At 71.3% G+C, this 18,429-nt stretch carries 17 protein-coding genes; 4 read left to right on the top strand and 13 right to left on the bottom strand.

Annotated elements, in window-relative coordinates; translation table 11 throughout:
- Positions 1-31: 31 nt before the first annotated feature.
- Positions 32-703, bottom strand: coding sequence for an endonuclease NucS (gene nucS / locus IE267_RS20725; protein WP_161247698.1), 672 nt, complete (start codon positions 701-703; stop codon positions 32-34).
- A 228-nt stretch (positions 704-931) separates the two neighbouring features.
- Between nucS and IE267_RS20720 the strand changes: the two genes are divergently transcribed.
- Positions 932-1,324 (top strand): SCO5389 family protein, encoded by a 393-nt coding sequence (locus IE267_RS20720; RefSeq protein ID WP_100577461.1) that lies wholly within the window; start codon positions 932-934, stop codon positions 1,322-1,324.
- Positions 1,325-1,420: 96 nt separating this feature from the next.
- Here the strand turns inward: IE267_RS20720 and IE267_RS20715 are convergent, their stop codons facing one another.
- Positions 1,421-2,458: an LLM class flavin-dependent oxidoreductase gene (locus IE267_RS20715; protein WP_189764210.1), complete on the bottom strand. Its 1,038-nt coding sequence runs from the start codon at positions 2,456-2,458 to the stop codon at positions 1,421-1,423.
- 226 nt (positions 2,459-2,684) lie between these two features.
- Here IE267_RS20715 and IE267_RS20710 point away from each other — a divergent pair, with 226 nt between their 5' ends.
- Complete coding sequence (locus IE267_RS20710; protein ID WP_161247694.1) at positions 2,685-3,014, top strand: Rv1322 family protein; 330 nt, start codon at positions 2,685-2,687, stop codon at positions 3,012-3,014.
- Between the two features lie 19 nt (positions 3,015-3,033).
- Here IE267_RS20710 and IE267_RS20705 read toward each other — a convergent pair whose 3' ends face one another.
- From IE267_RS20705 to mce, 7 genes are all read right to left on the bottom strand, one after another.
- Positions 3,034-3,885, bottom strand: coding sequence for an ABC transporter permease (locus IE267_RS20705; RefSeq protein WP_189764209.1), 852 nt, complete (start codon positions 3,883-3,885; stop codon positions 3,034-3,036).
- On the bottom strand, positions 3,882-5,114 hold the full coding sequence (locus IE267_RS20700) for an ABC transporter ATP-binding protein (RefSeq protein ID WP_189764208.1): 1,233 nt from the start codon (positions 5,112-5,114) through the stop codon (positions 3,882-3,884). Before IE267_RS20700 ends, IE267_RS20705 begins: the two co-directional genes overlap by 4 nt.
- A 203-nt stretch (positions 5,115-5,317) precedes the next feature.
- Positions 5,318-6,097 carry an ABC transporter permease gene (locus IE267_RS20695; protein ID WP_167156870.1) on the bottom strand — a complete coding sequence of 260 codons (780 nt, stop codon included), beginning with the start codon at positions 6,095-6,097 and terminating at the stop codon, positions 5,318-5,320.
- Between the two features lie 3 nt (positions 6,098-6,100).
- The gene (locus tag IE267_RS20690) at positions 6,101-7,102 is read right to left on the bottom strand and encodes an ABC transporter ATP-binding protein (RefSeq protein ID WP_189764207.1); all 1,002 of its coding nucleotides are present in this window, start codon (positions 7,100-7,102) and stop codon (positions 6,101-6,103) included.
- Positions 7,103-7,200: 98 nt separating this feature from the next.
- Positions 7,201-8,139: a coiled-coil domain-containing protein gene (locus IE267_RS20685; RefSeq protein ID WP_100577468.1), complete on the bottom strand. Its 939-nt coding sequence runs from the start codon at positions 8,137-8,139 to the stop codon at positions 7,201-7,203.
- A gap of 114 nt (positions 8,140-8,253) precedes the next feature.
- Positions 8,254-12,477 (bottom strand): polarized growth protein Scy, encoded by a 4,224-nt coding sequence (scy, locus tag IE267_RS20680; RefSeq protein ID WP_189764206.1) that lies wholly within the window; start codon positions 12,475-12,477, stop codon positions 8,254-8,256.
- A gap of 200 nt (positions 12,478-12,677) precedes the next feature.
- Positions 12,678-13,118 (bottom strand): methylmalonyl-CoA epimerase, encoded by a 441-nt coding sequence (gene mce, locus IE267_RS20675; RefSeq protein ID WP_161245377.1) that lies wholly within the window; start codon positions 13,116-13,118, stop codon positions 12,678-12,680.
- Positions 13,119-13,258: 140 nt separating this feature from the next.
- Here mce and IE267_RS20670 point away from each other — a divergent pair, with 140 nt between their 5' ends.
- Positions 13,259-14,461, top strand: a complete 1,203-nt coding sequence (locus tag IE267_RS20670) for an acetyl-CoA C-acetyltransferase (RefSeq protein WP_189764205.1) — start codon at positions 13,259-13,261, stop codon at positions 14,459-14,461.
- Positions 14,462-14,551: 90 nt separating this feature from the next.
- On the top strand, positions 14,552-15,511 hold the full coding sequence (meaB, locus tag IE267_RS20665; protein ID WP_161245375.1) for a methylmalonyl Co-A mutase-associated GTPase MeaB: 960 nt from the start codon (positions 14,552-14,554) through the stop codon (positions 15,509-15,511).
- A 139-nt stretch (positions 15,512-15,650) separates the two neighbouring features.
- Here the strand turns inward: meaB and IE267_RS20660 are convergent, their stop codons facing one another.
- From IE267_RS20660 to IE267_RS20645, 4 genes are all read right to left on the bottom strand, one after another.
- Positions 15,651-16,127: a MarR family winged helix-turn-helix transcriptional regulator gene (locus tag IE267_RS20660; protein ID WP_161245374.1), complete on the bottom strand. Its 477-nt coding sequence runs from the start codon at positions 16,125-16,127 to the stop codon at positions 15,651-15,653.
- A gap of 147 nt (positions 16,128-16,274) precedes the next feature.
- Positions 16,275-17,051 carry an AIM24 family protein gene (locus tag IE267_RS20655; RefSeq protein ID WP_161245373.1) on the bottom strand — a complete coding sequence of 259 codons (777 nt, stop codon included), beginning with the start codon at positions 17,049-17,051 and terminating at the stop codon, positions 16,275-16,277.
- Positions 17,048-17,698: an AIM24 family protein gene (locus tag IE267_RS20650; protein WP_189764204.1), complete on the bottom strand. Its 651-nt coding sequence runs from the start codon at positions 17,696-17,698 to the stop codon at positions 17,048-17,050. Before IE267_RS20650 ends, IE267_RS20655 begins: the two co-directional genes overlap by 4 nt.
- Positions 17,698-18,330, bottom strand: a complete 633-nt coding sequence (locus IE267_RS20645) for an AIM24 family protein (RefSeq protein ID WP_161245378.1) — start codon at positions 18,328-18,330, stop codon at positions 17,698-17,700. The genes IE267_RS20650 and IE267_RS20645 overlap by 1 nt, the downstream gene beginning before the upstream one ends.
- Between the last annotated feature and the right edge of the window lie 99 nt (positions 18,331-18,429).

Below are 18,429 nucleotides of genomic sequence, written 5' to 3'. Positions count from 1 at the left end.
TCTGCGGTCTTGCGGTCTCGCGGTCGCGCGGTCAGAACAGGCGGAGCTTGTCGTCCTCGATGCCGCGCAGGGCGTTGTAGTCGAGGACCACGCAGCCGATCCCGCGGTCGGTGGCGAGCACCCGGGCCTGGGGCTTGATCTCCTGGGCCGCGAAGACGCCCTGGACCGGGGCGAGGTGCGGGTCGCGGTTGAGCAGCTCCAGATAGCGGGTCAGCTGCTCGACGCCGTCGATCTCGCCGCGGCGCTTGATCTCGATCGCGACGGTCTTGCCGTCACCGTCGCGACACAGGATGTCCACCGGGCCGATGGCGGTGGGGTATTCGCGGCGGATCAGGGTGTAGCCCTCGCCGAGGGTGTCGATCCGATCGGCGAGCAGCTCCTGAAGGTGCGCTTCCACGCCGTCCTTGATCAGGCCGGGGTCCACGCCGAGTTCGTGCGAGGAGTCGTGGATGACCTCCTCCATCGTGATGATGAGCTTCTCGCCCGCCTTGTTGATGACGGTCCAGACGCCCTCGTCGTCCCCCGACCCCTCTTTCAGGGTGCACGGCGGAGACATCCAGTTGAGGGGCTTGTAGGCCCGGTCGTCAGCGTGGATGGAGACGCTGCCGTCCGCCTTCACGAGGATGAGGCGAGGGGCGGACGGAAGATGGGCGGTGAGGCGGCCCGCGTAGTCGACGGAGCAGCGGGCGATGACGAGACGCATGGTGGGCAACGCTACTCGACTCTCCCCGCGGAACGCGATTCGCCCTGGAGTGCACTGTTCGTTATTGGCCGGTTATGTGCCAAGTACCTGCCATGGGCCCGACATCGCGCCTACCGTGGAAGCGGGAGGTTGTCGGCCGCGCACGCTGCGTTGTCGGGAGAGACGGCCGTCATGCTCCCTTTCCCTGCCCGTAAGGCCCCGCTCCCCGGGGTCGCGAGAGGAGAAACCATGTCGCTCGACGTCTCACCGGCCCTACTCGAACAGGCCGAGCGAGGCGAGGTCGACGAAGCTGCCTTCGTCGACTGCGTCCGGACCTCCCTGCCCTACGCGTGGGAGATGATCAGCTCTCTGGTGGCCCAGCTGAAGGTCGACGGCGGAGCGTTCGCCGACAACCAGACGCCACCGCCGGACGAGCAGGCTCGCGGCCAGTTGCTGCGTGCCCTTGCGAGTGACGCCATTCGCGGTGCGCTCCAGCGGCACTTCGGTGTCCGTCTGGCGTTCCAGAACTGCCACCGTGTCGCGGTGTTCCCTCTGGACCCCTCCTCCGATGAGCGGCTCGCCCGCTTCACCTCGATCAGGGGTCAGCTGCTCAACCAGTCTCCGGAGCTTCGGGACTGCTGACGTCTTCGCTGCCGCTCCGCGCCGCGGGAGGTGCAACTGGCGCGGGGCGGTGGCCACTTGGGGCCGACGGCCCCGGCCCGTGGCCGTCCGCCCGGGCTACGTCAGAAGGGGCAGTACCTCCGTACCCAGCCTGCGTACGTTCTCCTCCGTCGCCGACAGGTCGCCCGAACCCTCCACCAGGAGGGCGAAGCGGGTGATGCCGGTGCGCTCCGAGGTGGCGGCGAGGCGGTCCGCCGCGAGCCGCGGGGTGCCCACCGGGTGCAGGCCGCAGAGCAGTTCGGTGTACGCCACCGGGTCGCGCATCGCGCGATGGCGGCCGTCGACCGTCACATGGGCGTCGAGCCCCTGCTTCAGCCAGCCCGGCATCGACTTCACCAGCGTCTCCGCGGCCTCGGCCCGCCGGTCGGCGATCTGTGCCACCCCGGCCGACACATGGCCCGCGGCCGCGACCTTCTCCGGCGCGTGCCCGGCCGCGAGCGCCTGCTTGCGCCACAGCGCGACCATCTCGGCCTTGTCCTCGTCGCCGCAGTGCATCCCGAGCAGCATCGGAAGCCCGCGTTCCGCAGCCAGTTTGACGCTCCTGGGCGAGGTGCACGCCACGATCACCTCGGGGCAGGCGTCCTCCGGCCCGCCGTCCAGGATCTCGTCCGGCCGCGGCACGACCGGGACCTCCCGAAAGCTGAATCGTTCCCCCGCGCCGGACACGCGGGGCTCGCGCAGCCAGCGCAGGAGCAGGTCGAGCGACTCCGGGAAGCCCTGCTCGTACGCCTTGAGGCCCGGGCCGAACACCTCGAGGTCCACCCAGGGCCCGCCGCGCCCCACGCCGAGCGAGAACCGCCCGCCGGAGGTGAGGTGCAGCAGTGCCGCCTGTTCGCCGAGCGCCACCGGATGCGCCGTCGGCAGCACGGACACCGCCGTGCCGACCCTGATCCGCTGTGTACGCCCGAGCAATAACGCCGCCAGCGTCACGGCGGACGGGCACACGCCGTACGGTACGAAGTGATGTTCGGCCAGCCACACCGAGTCGAGCCCGGACTCCTCGGCCACCTCGGCGGACCTGACCGCACGATGGAGCGTTTCTCCCTGCCCCTGACCCGGAAACTGGGCCGCCAGTACAAAAGTTCCGACACGCATCGCCTTCTGCCTCCTTGCGGCCGACGCGGCTCTCCCCCTCTTACTGGCAAGAACGTCTGACAAGTGCCAAAGGCACGGCCAGTCGCCAACTTCTTGCGATTGTCCGCTAAGAGTCCCTCGAACGAGTGACTCCGGCGGTCGCCCATGCTCCCCACCCCGGCGGGTACCCGGACCCGGTGGGCCTAGGCTGGGGAGAAACGTCCGATCCGCCCCGTGAGGTGTCTACGTGTCCCCGCGCCGCAACCGCCCCAAGGGCGGCGAGAACCCGACCGAGTCCGAGAGCCGGACGGGCGGCGACCGTTTCGGCGTCCAGGGCACCGAGTCCTGGCAGGGCGAGGAGTGGTCGGTACGGCACGTGGCGGGGGCCAGCGCGGCCGGCAAGCGCTACCGCTGCCCCGGCTGCGACCAGGAGATCCCCTCCGGCGCCCCGCACCTGGTGGCCTGGCCCGAGTACGGGGGCGTCGACGAGCGCCGGCACTGGCACAAGGCCTGCTGGAACGCGAAGGACCGCCGCACCACGCGGGTGCAGCGGTCCAGGAACGCGCCCAGGTATTGACGTTTCGGGCCGAACTTCCTCAGACGTCACGGGAGTTGAGCGAGAGGAACGCGCCGCCCAGGGCGACCGCGGTGATGCCGGTCATGATCCACAATGGATCCCAGCCGCTCGGCCCGGAGTCCGAGACCGTGGCGCCGTAGAAGGCGCCGAGCTGGCTCGGGATCGAGTAGTTCAGAAGGAACTCCCGCACCCCGCTCAGCGAGTCGGTGAACATGAACAGGGCGAGCACCAGCGGAAGCAGGACCACGCCGATCATGACCGTGATCGAGCCCGCGGAGTGCCGGATCAGCGCGCCCACCGCGAGCGAGAGCAGCCCGACCATCGCGACGTAGAGGCTGATGCCCAGCGTCGCGCGCAGCCACTCGCCGCCGCTCGGCGTCGGCGCGTTGCGCACCAGCGAGGCCTGCACGACCGCCACCAGGGTGGTCGCGATCGCCACGATGACGAACGTGAGCAGGAAGAAGACGACCGACTTGGCGGCCAGGATCCGTCCCCGGCTCGGGCACGCGGTCAGGGTCGTACGGATCATGCCGGTGCCGTACTCGGACGAGATGGTCAGCACGCCGAGGGTGATCACGCAGAGCAGGCCGAGCAGTACCCCGTAGAAGCCGAGCGACAGGACCGGGGTGTCGCCGATGTGCCCGTCCTGGGACCGCACGACGAAGCCGATGAGCAGGCCGAGGCCGACCAGGAGCAGGATCAGCACCCCGAGCGTCCACATGGTGGAACGCACCGACCGGATCTTGGTCCACTCGGAGGCGAGCGCGTCACCGAAGGTGGCTCGCCGCACGGCGATCGGCGAGGTGTAGGTCCCGAGCTGCCGGCCCGGCGCCTGCGGGACGTGCGGCTGCTGCTGGTAGGGGGTGGTCATCGGGTGTCCTCGGGCTTGGTCGGGGCGGCAGGCGTGGCCGGGGCCTGCGGGGCCGGGGGAGCGGCGGGCGGCTGCGGGGCCTGCGGGACCGGTGGCTGCTGGGCCGCGGGCGGGGCCACCGGCTGCTGGGCCGGTGCCTGCGGGACGGGGGCGGGGCCGCCGGGGTGCGGGGCCGGGGCCTGGGGCGCGGCCGCGTACGGGTTCTGGCCGGGCGGCGGCGGGGCGTACCAGCCCTGCTGCGGGACGTCGGGGATGACCGGCGGCGGCGCGTACCCAGGCGGCATGGCGGGCTGGAGGCCGGCCTTCTGGTCGTTCGTCGAGCGGTAGTCGACCGCGCCCTGGGTCAGCCGCATGTACGCCTCTTCCAGCGAAGCCTGGTGCGGCGAGAGCTCCCACAGGCGTACGTCCGCCCCGTGGGCCACGTCGCTGATGCGGGGCAGGGGCAGGCCCGTGACGCGCAGCGCGCCGTCCGGCTCGGGCAGGACCTGGCCGCCGGCCTCGGTCAGCGCGGCCGTCAGCTTCTCGCGCTGGGCGGGCTCGGTGCCGGGCGTGCGGACCCGTGCGAAGTCGGCGGAGTTGTGCGAGATGAAGTCCGTGACGCTCATGTCCGCGAGCAGCTGCCCGCGGCCGATGACGATCAGGTGCTCCGCGGTCAGCGCCATCTCGCTCATCAGGTGCGAGGAGACGAACACCGTGCGGCCCTCGGCGGCGAGCTGCTTCATCAGGTTGCGCACCCACAGGATGCCCTCGGGGTCGAGCCCGTTGACCGGCTCGTCGAAGAGCAGCACCTGGGGATCGCCGAGCAGCGCCGCCGCGATGCCGAGCCGCTGGCCCATGCCGAGCGAGAACCCCTTGGAGCGCTGCTTGGCGACCTGCTGCAGGCCGACCACGCCGAGCACCTCGTCGACCCGGCGGGCCGGGATGCCGGCGAGCTGGGCGAGCGAGAGCAGGTGGTTGCGGGCACTGCGGCCGCCGTGCACGGCCTTGGCGTCGAGCAGCGCGCCGACCTGGCGGGGTGCGTTGGGCAGCTCGCGGAAGGGGTGGCCGCCGATCGTCACGTGTCCCGCGGTCGGCTGGTCGAGGCCGAGGATCATGCGCATGGTCGTGGACTTGCCGGAGCCGTTCGGCCCCAGGAACCCGGTGACCGTGCCGGGCCGCACTTGAAAGGAAAGGTTGTGCACGGCCGTCTTGGCGCCGTAGCGCTTCGTCAGGCCGACTGCCTCGATCATTCTCCAGCCCCATCGACGGTTCGGGTCGTCGGGGCGGTGTCCGGCGTGCGGCCGGCATGCCCCCGTATGAGTGAGGAGCTTATCCAGGGCTTGACGGTTCCGGCCAAGCCGTGATCTTCGCGCGACGGTGACGGCGAGGGGCAGCGAGGGGGACGGCGAAGGTGCGGTGGCGGTGACGACGAAGGCGGTGGCGGCCGTCCGGCTCAGGCGTCCCGGTGCCGGAGGACGAGGTAGCCGCCCGCGAGCGCCGCGACGACCCACAGCGCCATGATGCCGAGCCCGCCCCACGGCCCGTACGGCGCCGGGTCGCTGTTCATGGCGTCCGGCACCACCTGCATGATCTGCGAGCCCGCCCGGTCGGGGAAGTAACGGGCCACGTTCTTGGCGCCCGGTACCGCCGAGAGGATCTGCGAGATCAGGAAGAAGAACGGCATCAGGATGCCGAGCGAGAGCATCGAGCTGCGCAGCATCGCGGCGACGCCCATCGAGAACAGTGCGATCAGCGCCATGTACAGCCCGGCCCCGACGACCGCCCGCAGCACGTTGGGCGAGCCGATGGTCGTCCGGTGCGGGCCGAGCAGCGCCTGGCCGAGGAAGAAGGTCAGGAAGCTGGTCACCATGCCCACGACCAGGGCGAGCAGGGTGGCCACGGCGAGCTTGGAGAACAGGAAGGTGCCACGCCTGGGCACGGCTGCCAGCGAGGAGCGGATCATGCCCGAGCTGTACTCGGTTCCGACCACCAGGACGCCGAAGACGACCATCGCCAGCTGACCCAGGATCATTCCGGAGAAGCTGATCAGCGTCGGGTCGAAGGTCAGCCGCTCGGCCGGCTTGAGGTCGTCGAACTGCGACCTCATCAGCGCGCAGAGCGCGGCGCCGATCGCGACCGTGACGATCAGGGCGCAGGCCAGTGTCCAGGTCGTCGAGGAGACCGTACGGATCTTCGTCCACTCGGACTTCAGGACCGCGGGTACCGATGCCATCGCTCAGACCCCCTTGTCCTGGCCGAAGGCGCCCCACCGCGGCGCCTCCTTGGCGCCGCCCCAGTCGGGCGGCGCGGCCGGCGGCCCGCCCGGGGTGGTCGCGCCGTGCGCGTGGTACTCCACCGAGCCCGCCGTCATCTGCATGAACGCCTCTTCGAGGGAGGCCTGCTGGCCGGACAGCTCGTGCAGGACGAGCTGGTGCTGGGCGGCCAGTTCGCCGAGCGCCTCGATCCTGCCGTTGTCGACCTCGATGGCGCCGTCCCCGGTCTGGAGGAAGGGCACGCCGGCCTGGTGCAGCACGTCCAGGAGCCGCTCCCACTGCGGGGAGCGAAGGCGTACGAAACTCCGGGAGTTCTGCCGGATGAAATCCGCCATCGATGTATCGGCGAGCAGTCGGCCCTGCCCGATAACGATCAAGTGGTCGGCCGTGAGCGCCATTTCGCTCATCAGGTGAGACGAAACGAAGATCGTTCGCCCTTCGCCCGCGAGCTGCTTCATCAGATTGCGGATCCAGTGAATTCCCTCGGGGTCCAGACCATTGACGGGTTCGTCGAACATCAGGATCTCGGGGTCGCCGAGCAGTGCGGAGGCGATTCCCAGGCGCTGCCCCATACCGAGGGAGAAGCCCTTCGCCTTCTTCTTCGCCACCGCCGTCAGACCCACCGTGTCCAGGACCTCGGAGACCCGCGCGGCCGGGATGCGGTTGGACTGGGCCAGGCACAGCAGGTTGTTGTACGCGGTGCGGCCGCCGTGCATCGCCTTGGCGTCGAGCAGTGCCCCGATGTACTTCAGCGGCTCGGCCAGTTCGCGGTAGTGCTTGCCGTCGATGCGTACGGAACCGCTGGTCGGGTTGTCCAGATCGAGCAGCATGCGCATGGTCGTCGACTTGCCGGCCCCGTTCGGCCCCAGGAAGCCGGTCACCACACCGGGTCTGACCTGGAAGGACAGCTGGTCGACGGCGACCTTGCTGCCGTAGCGCTTGGTGAGGCCCTCAAGCTCGATCATGCGGCAACGCTAAATGCGGACAAAGCCCCCCGCCACCGGAGTGGCAGGGGGCTTCGCGGCCTGCGGCCGCAGCCCACGGGGGAAGGGCTGCGGAGCTGCTAGCGGGACTGCTGCGCCGGAACGCCGCGCGAGACGGGCTCGTCGTCGACCGGGGAACCGGCGGCGGCCACGGCCGCACCGGTCAGCGTCGCCAGCATCTCGCGGACGTTGGTGAGCTGCGCGTTGATCGAGTCGCGGCGGTTGGTGAGAGCCGCGAGCTCGCGCTCGGATTCCGAACGGATGCGGTCGGCCTTGGCGTTGGCGTCGGCCACGATGTCCTCCGCCTGGCGCTGCGCCGTCTCCACCGTCTGGCGCGCCCGGCGCTCCGCGTCCGTACGCAGCTTCTCGGCCTCCAGGCGGAGCTGCTCCGCGCGGTGCTCGATCTCCGCGAGGCGCTTCTCGGCCTTGGCCTGACGCGACGCCAGGTCACGCTCGGACTGCTCGCGGCGCTTGGCGAGGTTCGTCTCGAAGTCCGCGGCGGCCTGGGCGGCCTTGGCGCGGGTCTCCTCGAAGAGGGCGTCCGCCTCCTCGCGCTTGGACTGCGCGTCCTTCTGCGCCTCGGAACGGAGCTGAGAGGCGTCACCCTTCGCCTTCTCGACGATCCGAACGCCCTCGTCCTCCGCCTTCGCCTTGCGCTCGGAGGCGAACGACTCGGCGTCGTTGCGCACCTGCTGGGCGGCCGACTCGGCGAGTTCCCGGTGCTGCTCGGCGGCCCGACGGGCCTCCTCGCGCAGGTCCTTCGCCTCTTCCTCGGCGAGCCGCAGGATCTTTTCGACCCGCGCGCCGAGACCGGCGTACGACGGCTCCGCGTCGCTCACCTGGGCCTGGGCGTTCTGCGTTTCGAGGTGGAGCTCCTCGATGCGCTTTTCCAGAGAAGTGATCCGTGCCAGAGCACTGTCACGGTCGGCGACGAGCTTGGTAATGCGGTCATCCACCTGACCGCGGTCGTAACCACGCCGCACGAGCTCGAAGCCGAAGGGGGAGGAAGTGTCGCTCATGGGGTTCCTGTCGAATGAGACCGGTGAGGTGATAGGGGGAATCCTAGGGGCCCAAGCGGCGTGTCATCGAGCGGATGCCCGTTTGATCTGGAGAATGTCCAGCCTTTTGAGTGGCTAGCCCTCCGAAGACTTGCCACTCGAACGTGTCGCCCCGGCCGCCGCACCTGCCTTGACACCTGGTGAAGAGCCGCTGCCGGAACCGGATTTGCCGCCCGCGGTCGGCGCCTCGAATGATTCCAACGCCTCAAGTACGTCCTGGACACGGGAGATCTCGGCATTGATGTCGGCCCTCCGTCGGACCAGGACGTCGAGTTCACGCTTGCCCTCCTCGACCGTGCGGCGCGCCTCGGCCGCCGCCTCGTCGCGCAGTGCGGTGGCCTCGCGGATCAGCTCGGCCTTCTTGGTCTCGGCCTCCTTGAGCAGCGCCTCCGCCTTCTTCACGGCGGCGATCCGCACCTTGCCCGCCTCGGAGTTGGCGTCGGACACCAGCTCCTTGGCCTTGGCCTGGGCCTGGGCGGACTGCTCGGTCGCGGCCTTCACCAGCTTGTCGACGCGCTCGCCCGCCGTCTTCATCTGCTCGGCGCTCTCGCGGCGGGCCCGGTCGTGCAGCTCCTCGATCTCCGCCTCGGTGCGCGAGCGCACCTCCTCGGTGCGTTCCCTTATGGCGGTGGCGTCCGCGCGGGCCCCGGCGAGCAGCTCGTCGGCGTCCGTACGGGCCTTCTCCACCAGGGAGTTGCCCTCGACCGTCGACTCCGCGACGATCCTCTCGGCCTCCTTGCGGGCCGCGCCGACCATCGTGTCGGCCTGCTCCTCGGCCTCGGTGGCGGCGCGCAGCGCCTCCTCCTGGGCCTTGTTGATGAGCTGGTCGGCCTGCTCGGCCGCATCGCCGCGCCGCTTGGCTGCGGCCGTGCGCGCCTCGTCGAGCAGCCGGTCGGCCTCCTCACGGGCCTCGCTGCGGGTCTTCTCGGCCGCCTCGTCGGCACGGGCCCGGTTCTTCTCGGCCTCCGTGCGGATCCGCTCGGCGGCCTGCTGCGCGGAGCCCACCGTCTCGGCGGCCTCGGCGCGCAGCCGCTCGGCCTCGCCGCTCGCCTCCGCGATCAACTGGTCGGCCTGCTCGTCCGCGTCGCCACGCCGCTTGTCGGCGGCCCGGCGCGCCTCGTCGAGCACCCGGTCGGCCTCGGCGCGCGCCTCGTTCAAGGTCTGCTCGGCCTCGGCGTTGGCCGCGCCGAGCGTGGAGCCGGCGTCGGAGCGCGCCTCGGTGGTGACCAACTCGGCATACGCGTTCGCCTCGTTGGTGGTGCGCTCGGCCTCCGCCTGCGCCTGACCGGTGACCCGCTCGGCCTGCTCGCGCGCGGCCGTCGTGACCTGCTCGGCCTCGGCGAGCGCGGCGGTGGTGACCTGCTCGGCCTCCGCGAGGGCCGCGGACGTGACCCGGTCCGCCTCCTCGCGCGCCTCGGCGCGCAGCGCGTCGGCCTCCGCCCGGCCCTCGACCCGTACCCGCTGGGCCTCGGTGGTGAGGCGCTCCGCCTCGGCGGTCGACTCGGCGGCGAGCCGCTCGGCCTCCGCGGTCGCCTCGCCGACCAGGCGGTCGGCCTGGCTCGCGGCGTCGGACCTGATCCGGTTGGCGTCCTCGCGCGCCTCGGCCCGGGTGCGGGCCGCGTCCTGTTCGGAGGAGGCCAGCGCGTCCGATGCCTCGGTACGCATGCGCTGCGCGTACTCGGAGGCGTCCGAACGGGCCTTCTCCGCCTCGGCCATGGCGTCCGCCACGGTCCGGTCGGCCAGCTCCTTCGCGGCCGCGGACTCCTCCGCCGCCCGCGCACGGACGCGGCTCGCGTCCTCGCCGGCCCGCTCCCGCTCGGCGTGCGCGTCGGCGCGGACCCGGTCCGCCTCCGCCTGCGCCTCGCTCGTGGTGCGCTCCGCCGCGTGCTCGGCGGCACTGCGCAGACCCGCGATCTCCTGCTCGGCCTCCTCGCGGAGCCCGGACACCGAATCCCGTACGTCCTTGGCGGTCTGCTCGGCCGTGGACACCAGCTCGGTGGCGCGCCGGTCGGCCTCCTCGCCGAGCCGCTGCGCCTCGGCCTGTGCTTCCTCGACCCGCTTGCGGGCCGAGGCGAGCAGCTCCTCGCTCTGCTCGCGGGCCTGGGAGCGTTCCGAATCGGCTTCCGCGCGCGCCGAGTTGAGGGTCTCCTCGGCCTCGCGGCGGCGCCGGGTGGCCTCCTCCTGGGCGGCGGCGAGCGCCTCGGAGGCCTCGGCGCCGACCCGCTCGGCGGCGGCCGCGGCCTCCGCACGCATCCGGTCGGCGGTCTCCTGCGCCTCGGTCTTGAGCCGCTCGGCCTCGGCAGCCGCCTCGGCGCGCAGCCGCACGGCCGCGCCCTCCGCCTCGGAACGGGCGGTCGAGGCGTCGGCAGCCGCCTCGGTGCGCAGCCGCTCGGCCTCCTGCTCGGCCTGCGCCTGGAGCGTACGGATGCGCTCGGCGGCCTCGGTGCGGATCCGTTCGGTCTCCTCGGCGGCCTCGCGCCGGATCCGCTCGCCCTCGGCGCGGGCGTCGGTGAGGGCCTGCTCGGCGGCGGCGTGGCGCTGCTCGGCCTCGGTGTGCAGGCGGGTCAGTTCCTCGGCGGCCTCGGCCTGGCGGGCCGCTATCGCCCGCTCGGTCTCCTCGCGCAGGCCAACGGCCGCCCGCTCGGCGTCCGTTGTGGTCTGCTCGGCCTGCTCCTCGGCCTCCGCGCGCATCCGCTCGGCCTCGGCGCGGGTGCGGTCAAGGGTCTCCTCGGCCTGCTTGCGCAGGGTGTTGGCCCGCTCGACGGCCTCATTGCGTACGCGCTCGGCCTCGTTGCCCGCGGTGGTGCGCAGCTCGTCCGCGTCCGCCTTCGCCTTGGCGAGCAGCTCCTCGGCGGTCCTGGCCGCCTCCTCGATCTGCTGGACGGCCTCGCGTCGCGCCTCGCCCCGGATGCGCTCGCCCTCGGCGACCGCCTCGGCGCGCAGCTGCTCGGCCTCGCCGCGCAGCCTGCGGGCCTCCTCCTGGAGCTCGACCGTCTTGGCCCGGTACTCCTTGGTGTCGTCCTTGGCCGCGCCCTTGAGCTCGTCGGCCTGCTCGGCCGCCTCGCCGCGCAGCCGCTCGGCCTCGGCGTCGGCCTCGCGCCGGATCCGCTCGGCCTCCTCGGACGCCTTGCGGGTGGTCTCGCGGGCGTCCTCGGATGCCTTGGTCAGGACCTCCTCGGCCGTACGCGCGGCCTTGGCGAGCTGGGCCGCGGTGTCCTCGGCGGCGCTGGTGCGCGCCTTCTCGGCGGCCTCGGTGCGCAGCCGTTCGGCGGCCGCCTTCGCGTCCTCAAGGGCCTGCTCTGCCTCGGCCTTGAGGGTCTCGGCCTCCTTGGTGGCCTCCGCGACCAACCGCGCGATCTCGGTCTTCGCGGTACGGGTGCGCTGCTCGTTGGCGGACTCGGCGCTCGCGACCTGCTTGGCCGCCGACTCCCTGGCCTCGGTGACGGCCCGCTCGGCCTCGGCGCGCGCCTCGCGCAGCGCGGCCTCCGCCTCCTGCATCCGCAGCTCGGCGGCACGGCTCAACTCGGCGGCCTGCTGGCGCGCCTGGTCCGACTCGGCGGTGGTGGTCGTACGGAGCTGCTCGGCGTGGGAGGTGGCCTCCTGGGCCTGCTCGGAGGCCGCGTTCAGGAGCCGCTCGGCGTCCTTGCGGGCGCGCAGCAGGGTCGCCTCGGCCTCGGAGCGGGCCGACTCAGCCTCGGAGCCCAGGCGTTGGCGGGCCTCCTCGGCGATCCGGGTGGCCTCCGCGCGGGCCGCGGCGAGGGACTGCTCGGCCTCGGCGCGGGACTCCTCCATCAGCCGGCGGGCCTGCGCCTCGGTGCGGGCCCGCAGTTGCTCGGCCCAGGCCACGTTCTCGTTGACGTGGGACTCGACGGTGGCCCGGCGCTCGGCCAGCTCCTGGTCGAGGCGCTGGCGGCGGTTGACGGCCTCGGCGTGCAGCTCGGCCTGGAGCCGGGCCTGGTGCTCGGCGTGCTCCTGGAGGATGCGCTGGGTCTGGGCGCGGGCGTCGCGCAGCTCGCGCTCGGCGTCCGTGCGCAGCTGCTCGGCCTGCATCTGGGCGTTGCGGAGCAGCTGTTCGGCCTGGTAGCCGACGTTCGCCGTGTCGTAGGCGGGACGGGTCGCGAGATTGCGGCGCGCCTCGTGGAGCTTGGCGCGCAGCACTTCGACCTGGTAGCCGAGATCCTCGGCGTGCTGAACGGCCTTCTCCCGCTCGGTCTTCAGCCGCTCCATCTCGGCCTCGAACCGCGAGAGGTGGTCGTCAGGCCGGTGGCTCTGGCTCTCCTGGCGTTCGTAGCCCCGCACTGCGCGGTCCCATCCGTCCCCTGGTCGCGAACACTGCCCGTACGAGCGCCGTCCGACCGCGATGAACAGCGGACGGGCCCCCGGTGAATGGTGTCAGATCAAAACAGGGGCGTGGGTCCCAGGCCCCGACCCGACCCCGGCCCGGAACCGCCCACTGTACCGGGCCGAGTATCCGGAGGTCCGGCCTCCATTGTGTGGGCTCAGTGGGCGACGGTGCCCCGGGGGGCCGAAGTGACGAGTTCGGTGAGCACGCCGTGGCAGTCCTTCGGGTGCAGGAAGGTGATCTGCGAGCCCATCGAACCGGTGCGGGGCTGGTCGTAGAGGACGCGTACGCCCTTGTCGCGGATGGCCTCGGAGTCGGCGGTGACGTCCTCGGTGCCGAAGGCGATGTGGTGGACGCCCTCGCCGTTCTTGGCCAGCCACTTGCCGACCGCCGAGTCCTCGCGGGTGGGTTCCAGGAGCTGGAGGTAGGAGGCGCCGCCGTCGGAGGTCTCGTTGATCTTGAGCATGGCCTCGCGCACGCCCTGCTCTTCGTTGATCTCGGTGTGGAACACCTCGAATCCGTACGTCGCACGGTAGAACTCGACGGTCTTGTCGAGGTCGAAACAGGCGATCCCGATGTGGTCGATTCGCGTCAGCATGCCCTTAGTGCAGCGCTCACAGGGGTGGTTACGCAACGTGCGCGCGATCACACCTACTGCCCGGTGACGTGGGCAGTACTGCTCAGTACATTCGAAGTAAACCCTCGTTCACACCCTCACCTCCCAAGGGGCCGTGCCTCATGTCTGGAACGACCGGTACCACCTCAGTGATCGTCGCGGGCGCCCGTACGCCCATGGGCCGACTGCTCGGCTCCCTCAAGTCCTTCTCCGGCGCCGATCTCGGCGGCTTCGCCATCAAGGCGGCCCTGGACCGGGCCGGCATCGGGGGCGACCAGGTCCAGTACGTGATCATGGGCCAGGTGCTCCAGGCCGGGGCCGGGCAGATCCCCGCGCGCCAGGCGGCCGTCAAGGCCGGCATCCCGATGAACGTCCCCGCGCTCACCATCAACAAGGTGTGCCTTTCGGGCCTGGACGCGATCGCCCTCGCCGACCAGCTGATCCGCGCCGGCGAGTTCGACATCGTGGTCGCCGGCGGCCAGGAGTCCATGACCAACGCCCCGCACCTGCTGCCCAAGTCCCGCGAGGGCTACAAGTACGGCGCGATCGAGATGCTCGACGCGATGGCGTACGACGGTCTCACCGACTCCTTCGAGAACATCCCGATGGGGGAGTCCACGGAGAAGCACAACACCCGCCTCGGCATCGCCCGCCCCGAGCAGGACGCGATCGCCGCGGCCTCGCACCAGCGTGCCGCGGCCGCCCAGAAGAACGGCGTCTTCGAGGCCGAGATCACCCCGGTCGAGATCCCGCAGCGCAAGGGCGACCCGGTCCTGTTCGCCAAGGACGAAGGGGTGCGCGCCGACACCACCGTCGAATCCCTCGGCAAGCTGCGCCCGGCCTTCGCGAAGGACGGCACCATCACGGCCGGCACCTCCTCGCAGATCTCGGACGGCGCGGCCGCGGTCGTCGTCATGTCCAAGGCCAGGGCCGAGGAGCTGGGCCTGGAGTGGATCGCCGAGATCGGCGCCCACGGCAACGTCGCGGGCCCCGACAACTCGCTCCAGTCGCAGCCTTCGAACGCGATCCGGCACGCGGTCGGCAAGGAGGGCATCTCGGTCGAGGACCTCGATCTGATCGAGATCAACGAGGCCTTCGCGGCGGTCGCCGTCCAGTCAATGAAGGACCTCGGGGTGTCCCCGGAAAAGGTGAATGTCAACGGCGGCGCCATCGCGCTCGGCCACCCCATCGGCATGTCCGGCGCCCGCGTCGTGCTGCACCTCGCCCTCGAACTGAAGCGCCGCGGCGGTGGCGTGGGCGCGGCGGCCCTGTGTGGCGGCGGCGGCCAGGGCGATGCACTGATCCTTCGCGTCCCGGGCAAGTAGCAAGCGGTTCGGGCAGCAACTCCGAGCGGAGAGTGGCCCGGACAACAACTCTCTGATCCTGCGGTGCGTACGCGACTGAACGGAGCGGCAATGGTGGACGTCCCCGAACTGGTGGCCCAGGCCCGGGAAGGCCGGCCCAGGGCCGTCGCCCGGCTGATCTCGCTGGTCGAGGGGGCGTCCCCGCAGCTGCGGGAGGTCATGGCGGCGCTGGCCCCGCTCGCGGGCAACGCGTACGTGGTCGGCCTGACGGGCTCGCCCGGAGTCGGCAAGTCGACCTCCACCTCCGCGCTGGTCACCGCCTACCGGCGGGCCGGGAAGCGGGTCGGCGTCCTCGCCGTCGACCCGTCCTCGCCCTTCTCGGGCGGGGCCCTGCTCGGCGACCGGGTCCGGATGTCCGACCACGCGTCCGACCCCGGCGTCTACATCCGCTCGATGGCCACCCGGGGCCACCTGGGCGGCCTGGCCTGGGCCGCACCCCAGGCGATCCGGGTCCTGGACGCGGCGGGCTGCGAGGTGATCCTGGTCGAGACGGTGGGCGTGGGTCAGTCCGAGGTCGAGATCGCCTCGCAGGCCGACACCTCGGTGGTGCTGCTCGCACCCGGCATGGGCGACGGCATCCAGGCCGCCAAGGCCGGCATCCTCGAAATCGGGGACCTCTACGTCGTCAACAAGGCGGACCGGGACGGCGCGGACGCCACGGCCCGCGAGCTCAACCACATGCTGGGCCTGGGCGAATCACGCGGCCCCGGGGACTGGCGCCCGCCCATCGTCAAGACGGTGGCGGCCCGCGGCGAGGGCATCGACGAGGTCCTGGAGGCCCTGGAGAAGCACCACGCCTGGATGGCCGAGCACGGTGTCCTCACGGAGCGCCGCCGGGCCCGTGCGGCCCGCGAGGTCGAGACCATCGCGGTCACCGCGCTGCGCGAGCGCATCGGCTCGCTGCACGGCGACCAGCGCCTGGACGCGCTCGCCCAGCGGATCGTCGACGGCGAGCTCGACCCGTACGCGGCCGCCGACGAGCTCGTCACGAGCCTGACCGAGACCGCCTGAGGACCCTGCCGACAGCCCCGGTGCCGGACCTGGCCGGGGCGTGGGTCAACACCGCGGTGAACGCCGGGAGTTCGGGGTGTGCGCGGCGGTCGGCCCGCTCATCGGGCCGCTGCCGCTGCTCTTGTGGTTCGTGCTCGCGTCAGATCTTCCCGCGGTGCCCGCGCAGGTGCTCGGCGACGGGGCCGAGGGACTCGCGCAGATCGGCCAGCGCCTCGCTCGACAGCAGGTCGATGAAGTGACGCCGTACGGAGGCCACGTGGTGCGGGGCGACCTTCTCCATGGTCGCCGTGCCCTGCTCGGTGAGCACGGCGAAGAGCCCGCGCCGGTCCGACTCGCAGTTCTCGCGCCGGACCAGGCCCGCGTTCTCCATCCGGGTGATCTGGTGCGAGAGGCGGCTCTTGGACTGGAGGGTGGCGGCCGCGAGGTCGCTCATCCGCATCCGCTTGTCCGCCGACTCCGAGAGGTTCACCAGGATCTCGTAGTCGTTGTTGGTCAGGCCGAACGGCTGCAGGTCCTTCTCCATCTGGTACGTCAGCATCCTGTTGACGTCCAGATAGGTGCGCCAGGCGCACTGCTCGTCGTCGCTCAGCCAGTTCGTGGCCGTCTCGGTCTCCATATGTGGATTCTACCTAAGAAGTTGAATTCTGAACCAAGTGAGAGTGTGTGACGCCGGGCACGTGAACCGGCCCGCGGCCCCCCGTACGTGCCTGCGCCCGGCCCCGAAGGGCTCAGACGTTCGACGTCACACTCCGCAGACTACCGCTCACAGGCCGAAGCGACGCTGGAGGTCCCCCAGCTGGCCGGGAAGACGCGGTGCCGCACCGGCCTGGCCGGGGCCGCCCTGGCCGCCGCCCGGCACCCCGGGCTCGTTGGCGACCTGGCCGGTCGCCTGCTCCGCCATCAGGACCTCGGTGGACTGGAGCAGGACCGTACCCGCCCCCACGAACTCGAACTGGTGCTCCTCGCCGGACGTTCCGCCGAGCCCGGTGAGTGACCGGATTCCGCCCAGGACGCCCGTCATGTAACCGTGGTCGTAATGGTGGCAGGGGGAGGGGCAGTCCGCCCAGCCGACCAGGGCCTGCGGGTCCACCCGGATCGGCGGCTCCATGAAGACCACCGGGCCGTTGGACGCCGCCACGAACTTGCCGGTGCCGATCAGGGTGAGGAAACCCGGCACGATGGACTGCTTCAGGGCGAGCGAGGGCTGGTAGGCGAGCAGGTTGCCCGAGCGGATCGTCAGGTTGCCGTCGTCCAGGTCGTAGCTGTTCACGTCGAAGGCGCGGTCCGCGAGCAGCATCTTGCCGCTGCCGTCCGCGACCACCCAGTCGCCGGCGTGCAGCGGGGAGTGGAAGCTCGTGCGCAGGAGCCGGTCGAGCCGGCCGTGCCCGACGCCGTTGAACTCGATCTGCCCGTAGTAGGCGATCATCTTGCCCTTCTGCAGGAACCACTGGCTCGACTTGAGCTCCACGCAGAAGGTGTACTTGTTGACGTTGTCGTCGGTCGGCAGCGAGTAGGGATCGAAGATCACCGGGGCGGTCACAGCTTCTCCTCCGAGGCCTGCACGTACACGGCGCCCTGGCCGGACAGTTCGAGCTGGAAGGCCTCGCCGGAGCCCCGGCCCACCATGTCGCGCCAGCCGAGCGCGGTCGAGAGCTTGTTGCGCACGTCGCCGTGGTGGGCGACATAGGCCTGGGGGTCGACGTGGACCGGCCGCTGCGGGGTGATCGGCAGCTCGATCACGCCACCGTGCGCCATCACGGCCACGGCCCCGTGGCCCTTGAGCGTGGTGGTGAACAGGCCCTGCCCGGTCACCTGGCCGCGCACCATGCCCATGACCCCGCCCTGCGAGCCCATGAACATCGTGCCCTGCTGCAGGCTGCCGTCGAAGGCGAGCAGCCGGTCGGCCTCCACGTACAGGGTGTCGCCCTGCAGGTTGATGACCTGGATGTGATGGCCGCCGTGGCCGAACATCACGGTGCCGCTGCCTTCGACCGTCATCAGGGGCGTTGCCTCGTTGGCCACCCGGCGGCCGATCATCGACATCAGGCCGCCCTGGCCGCCCTGGATGTTGGGCGTGAAGGACACCTCGCCCTTGTACGCGAGCATCGCGCCGCGCTGGCTGAACATCTTCTGGCCGGGGCCGACCGTCGCCTCGACCATCTTGGAGTTGACCTCGCGGAAGGGCATCAGACGTCCCCGCCGATCGTGTTGCGCTCGCTGGGCTGCACGTACACCAGGCCCTCGCCCTCGAACCGGATCTGGAAGGCCTCGCCCGAGCCCTCGCCGAGGAAGGTCCGGAAGGTCACCCCGGACTGGAAGCTCTGCCGGAGGTTGCCCTGGTGGGCGATGTACGCGCCGGGGTCGACGGACAGCGGGTACTGGGCGCCGACCCGCAGCACCACGGCGGGGCCGTCCGACATGATCGCGGCCTGGCCCTGGCCCTCGACGGTCGTGGTGAACAGGCCGTTGCCCTGGCTGGCGCCCCGCAGGCCGGTGAAGGTGGTGCCGGTGCGCAGCCCGGCGTCGGTGGCGAGCAGGTTGCTCGACTCGACGTAGAGCTTGTCGCCGTTGAGGCTCACGAGGTTGATCTCGCTCGCGCGGTCGGCGAAGTAGCACGTGCCGTGCCCCTTCACCTCCATCACGGTCATCTGTTCGCCGGTGAGGCGGCGGGTCACCATGCCGCGCAGACCCTCACCTCCGCCGGTCATCTTCTTGAACGCCATCTGGCCGTCGTAGGCGACCATCGAGCCGTTCTTCGCTTTGACGGCGTCGCCGGTCATGTCGACGGCGAGCACCTTGCTGCCCTGGAGTCGGAACATTGCCACGGCCCGACGTTAGCGGGCGGGGACCCGCCCCGACAGGGGCAAGAGCGCGATGTCAGAATGGGGAACGTTTGTGCATGCGTTCACAAAGATCGC

Origin of the sequence: Streptomyces xanthochromogenes (assembly GCF_014650455.1) — a bacterium.
Taxonomy (GTDB): domain Bacteria; phylum Actinomycetota; class Actinomycetes; order Streptomycetales; family Streptomycetaceae; genus Streptomyces; species Streptomyces xanthochromogenes.
This window is presented reverse-complemented; position numbering and strand designations above follow the sequence as displayed.

Bases quoted from the DNA above. Each gene is read 5' to 3' on its own strand.
- IE267_RS20690 (WP_189764207.1), bottom strand. From the start codon at position 7,102: ATGATCGAGCTTGAGGGCCTCACCAAGCGCTACGGCAGCAAGGTCGCC.
- mce (WP_161245377.1), bottom strand. From the start codon at position 13,118: ATGCTGACGCGAATCGACCACATCGGGATCGCCTGTTTCGACCTCGAC.
- meaB (WP_161245375.1), top strand. From the start codon at position 14,552: ATGGTGGACGTCCCCGAACTGGTGGCCCAGGCCCGGGAAGGCCGGCCC.
- IE267_RS20670 (WP_189764205.1), top strand. From the start codon at position 13,259: ATGTCTGGAACGACCGGTACCACCTCAGTGATCGTCGCGGGCGCCCGT.
- IE267_RS20705 (WP_189764209.1), bottom strand. From the start codon at position 3,885: ATGACCACCCCCTACCAGCAGCAGCCGCACGTCCCGCAGGCGCCGGGC.
- IE267_RS20720 (WP_100577461.1), top strand. From the start codon at position 932: ATGTCGCTCGACGTCTCACCGGCCCTACTCGAACAGGCCGAGCGAGGC.
- IE267_RS20660 (WP_161245374.1), bottom strand. From the start codon at position 16,127: ATGGAGACCGAGACGGCCACGAACTGGCTGAGCGACGACGAGCAGTGC.
- IE267_RS20715 (WP_189764210.1), bottom strand. From the start codon at position 2,458: ATGCGTGTCGGAACTTTTGTACTGGCGGCCCAGTTTCCGGGTCAGGGG.
- IE267_RS20685 (WP_100577468.1), bottom strand. From the start codon at position 8,139: ATGAGCGACACTTCCTCCCCCTTCGGCTTCGAGCTCGTGCGGCGTGGT.
- IE267_RS20645 (WP_161245378.1), bottom strand. From the start codon at position 18,330: ATGTTCCGACTCCAGGGCAGCAAGGTGCTCGCCGTCGACATGACCGGC.
- IE267_RS20695 (WP_167156870.1), bottom strand. From the start codon at position 6,097: ATGGCATCGGTACCCGCGGTCCTGAAGTCCGAGTGGACGAAGATCCGT.
- IE267_RS20700 (WP_189764208.1), bottom strand. From the start codon at position 5,114: ATGATCGAGGCAGTCGGCCTGACGAAGCGCTACGGCGCCAAGACGGCC.
- nucS (WP_161247698.1), bottom strand. From the start codon at position 703: ATGCGTCTCGTCATCGCCCGCTGCTCCGTCGACTACGCGGGCCGCCTC.
- IE267_RS20650 (WP_189764204.1), bottom strand. From the start codon at position 17,698: ATGCCCTTCCGCGAGGTCAACTCCAAGATGGTCGAGGCGACGGTCGGC.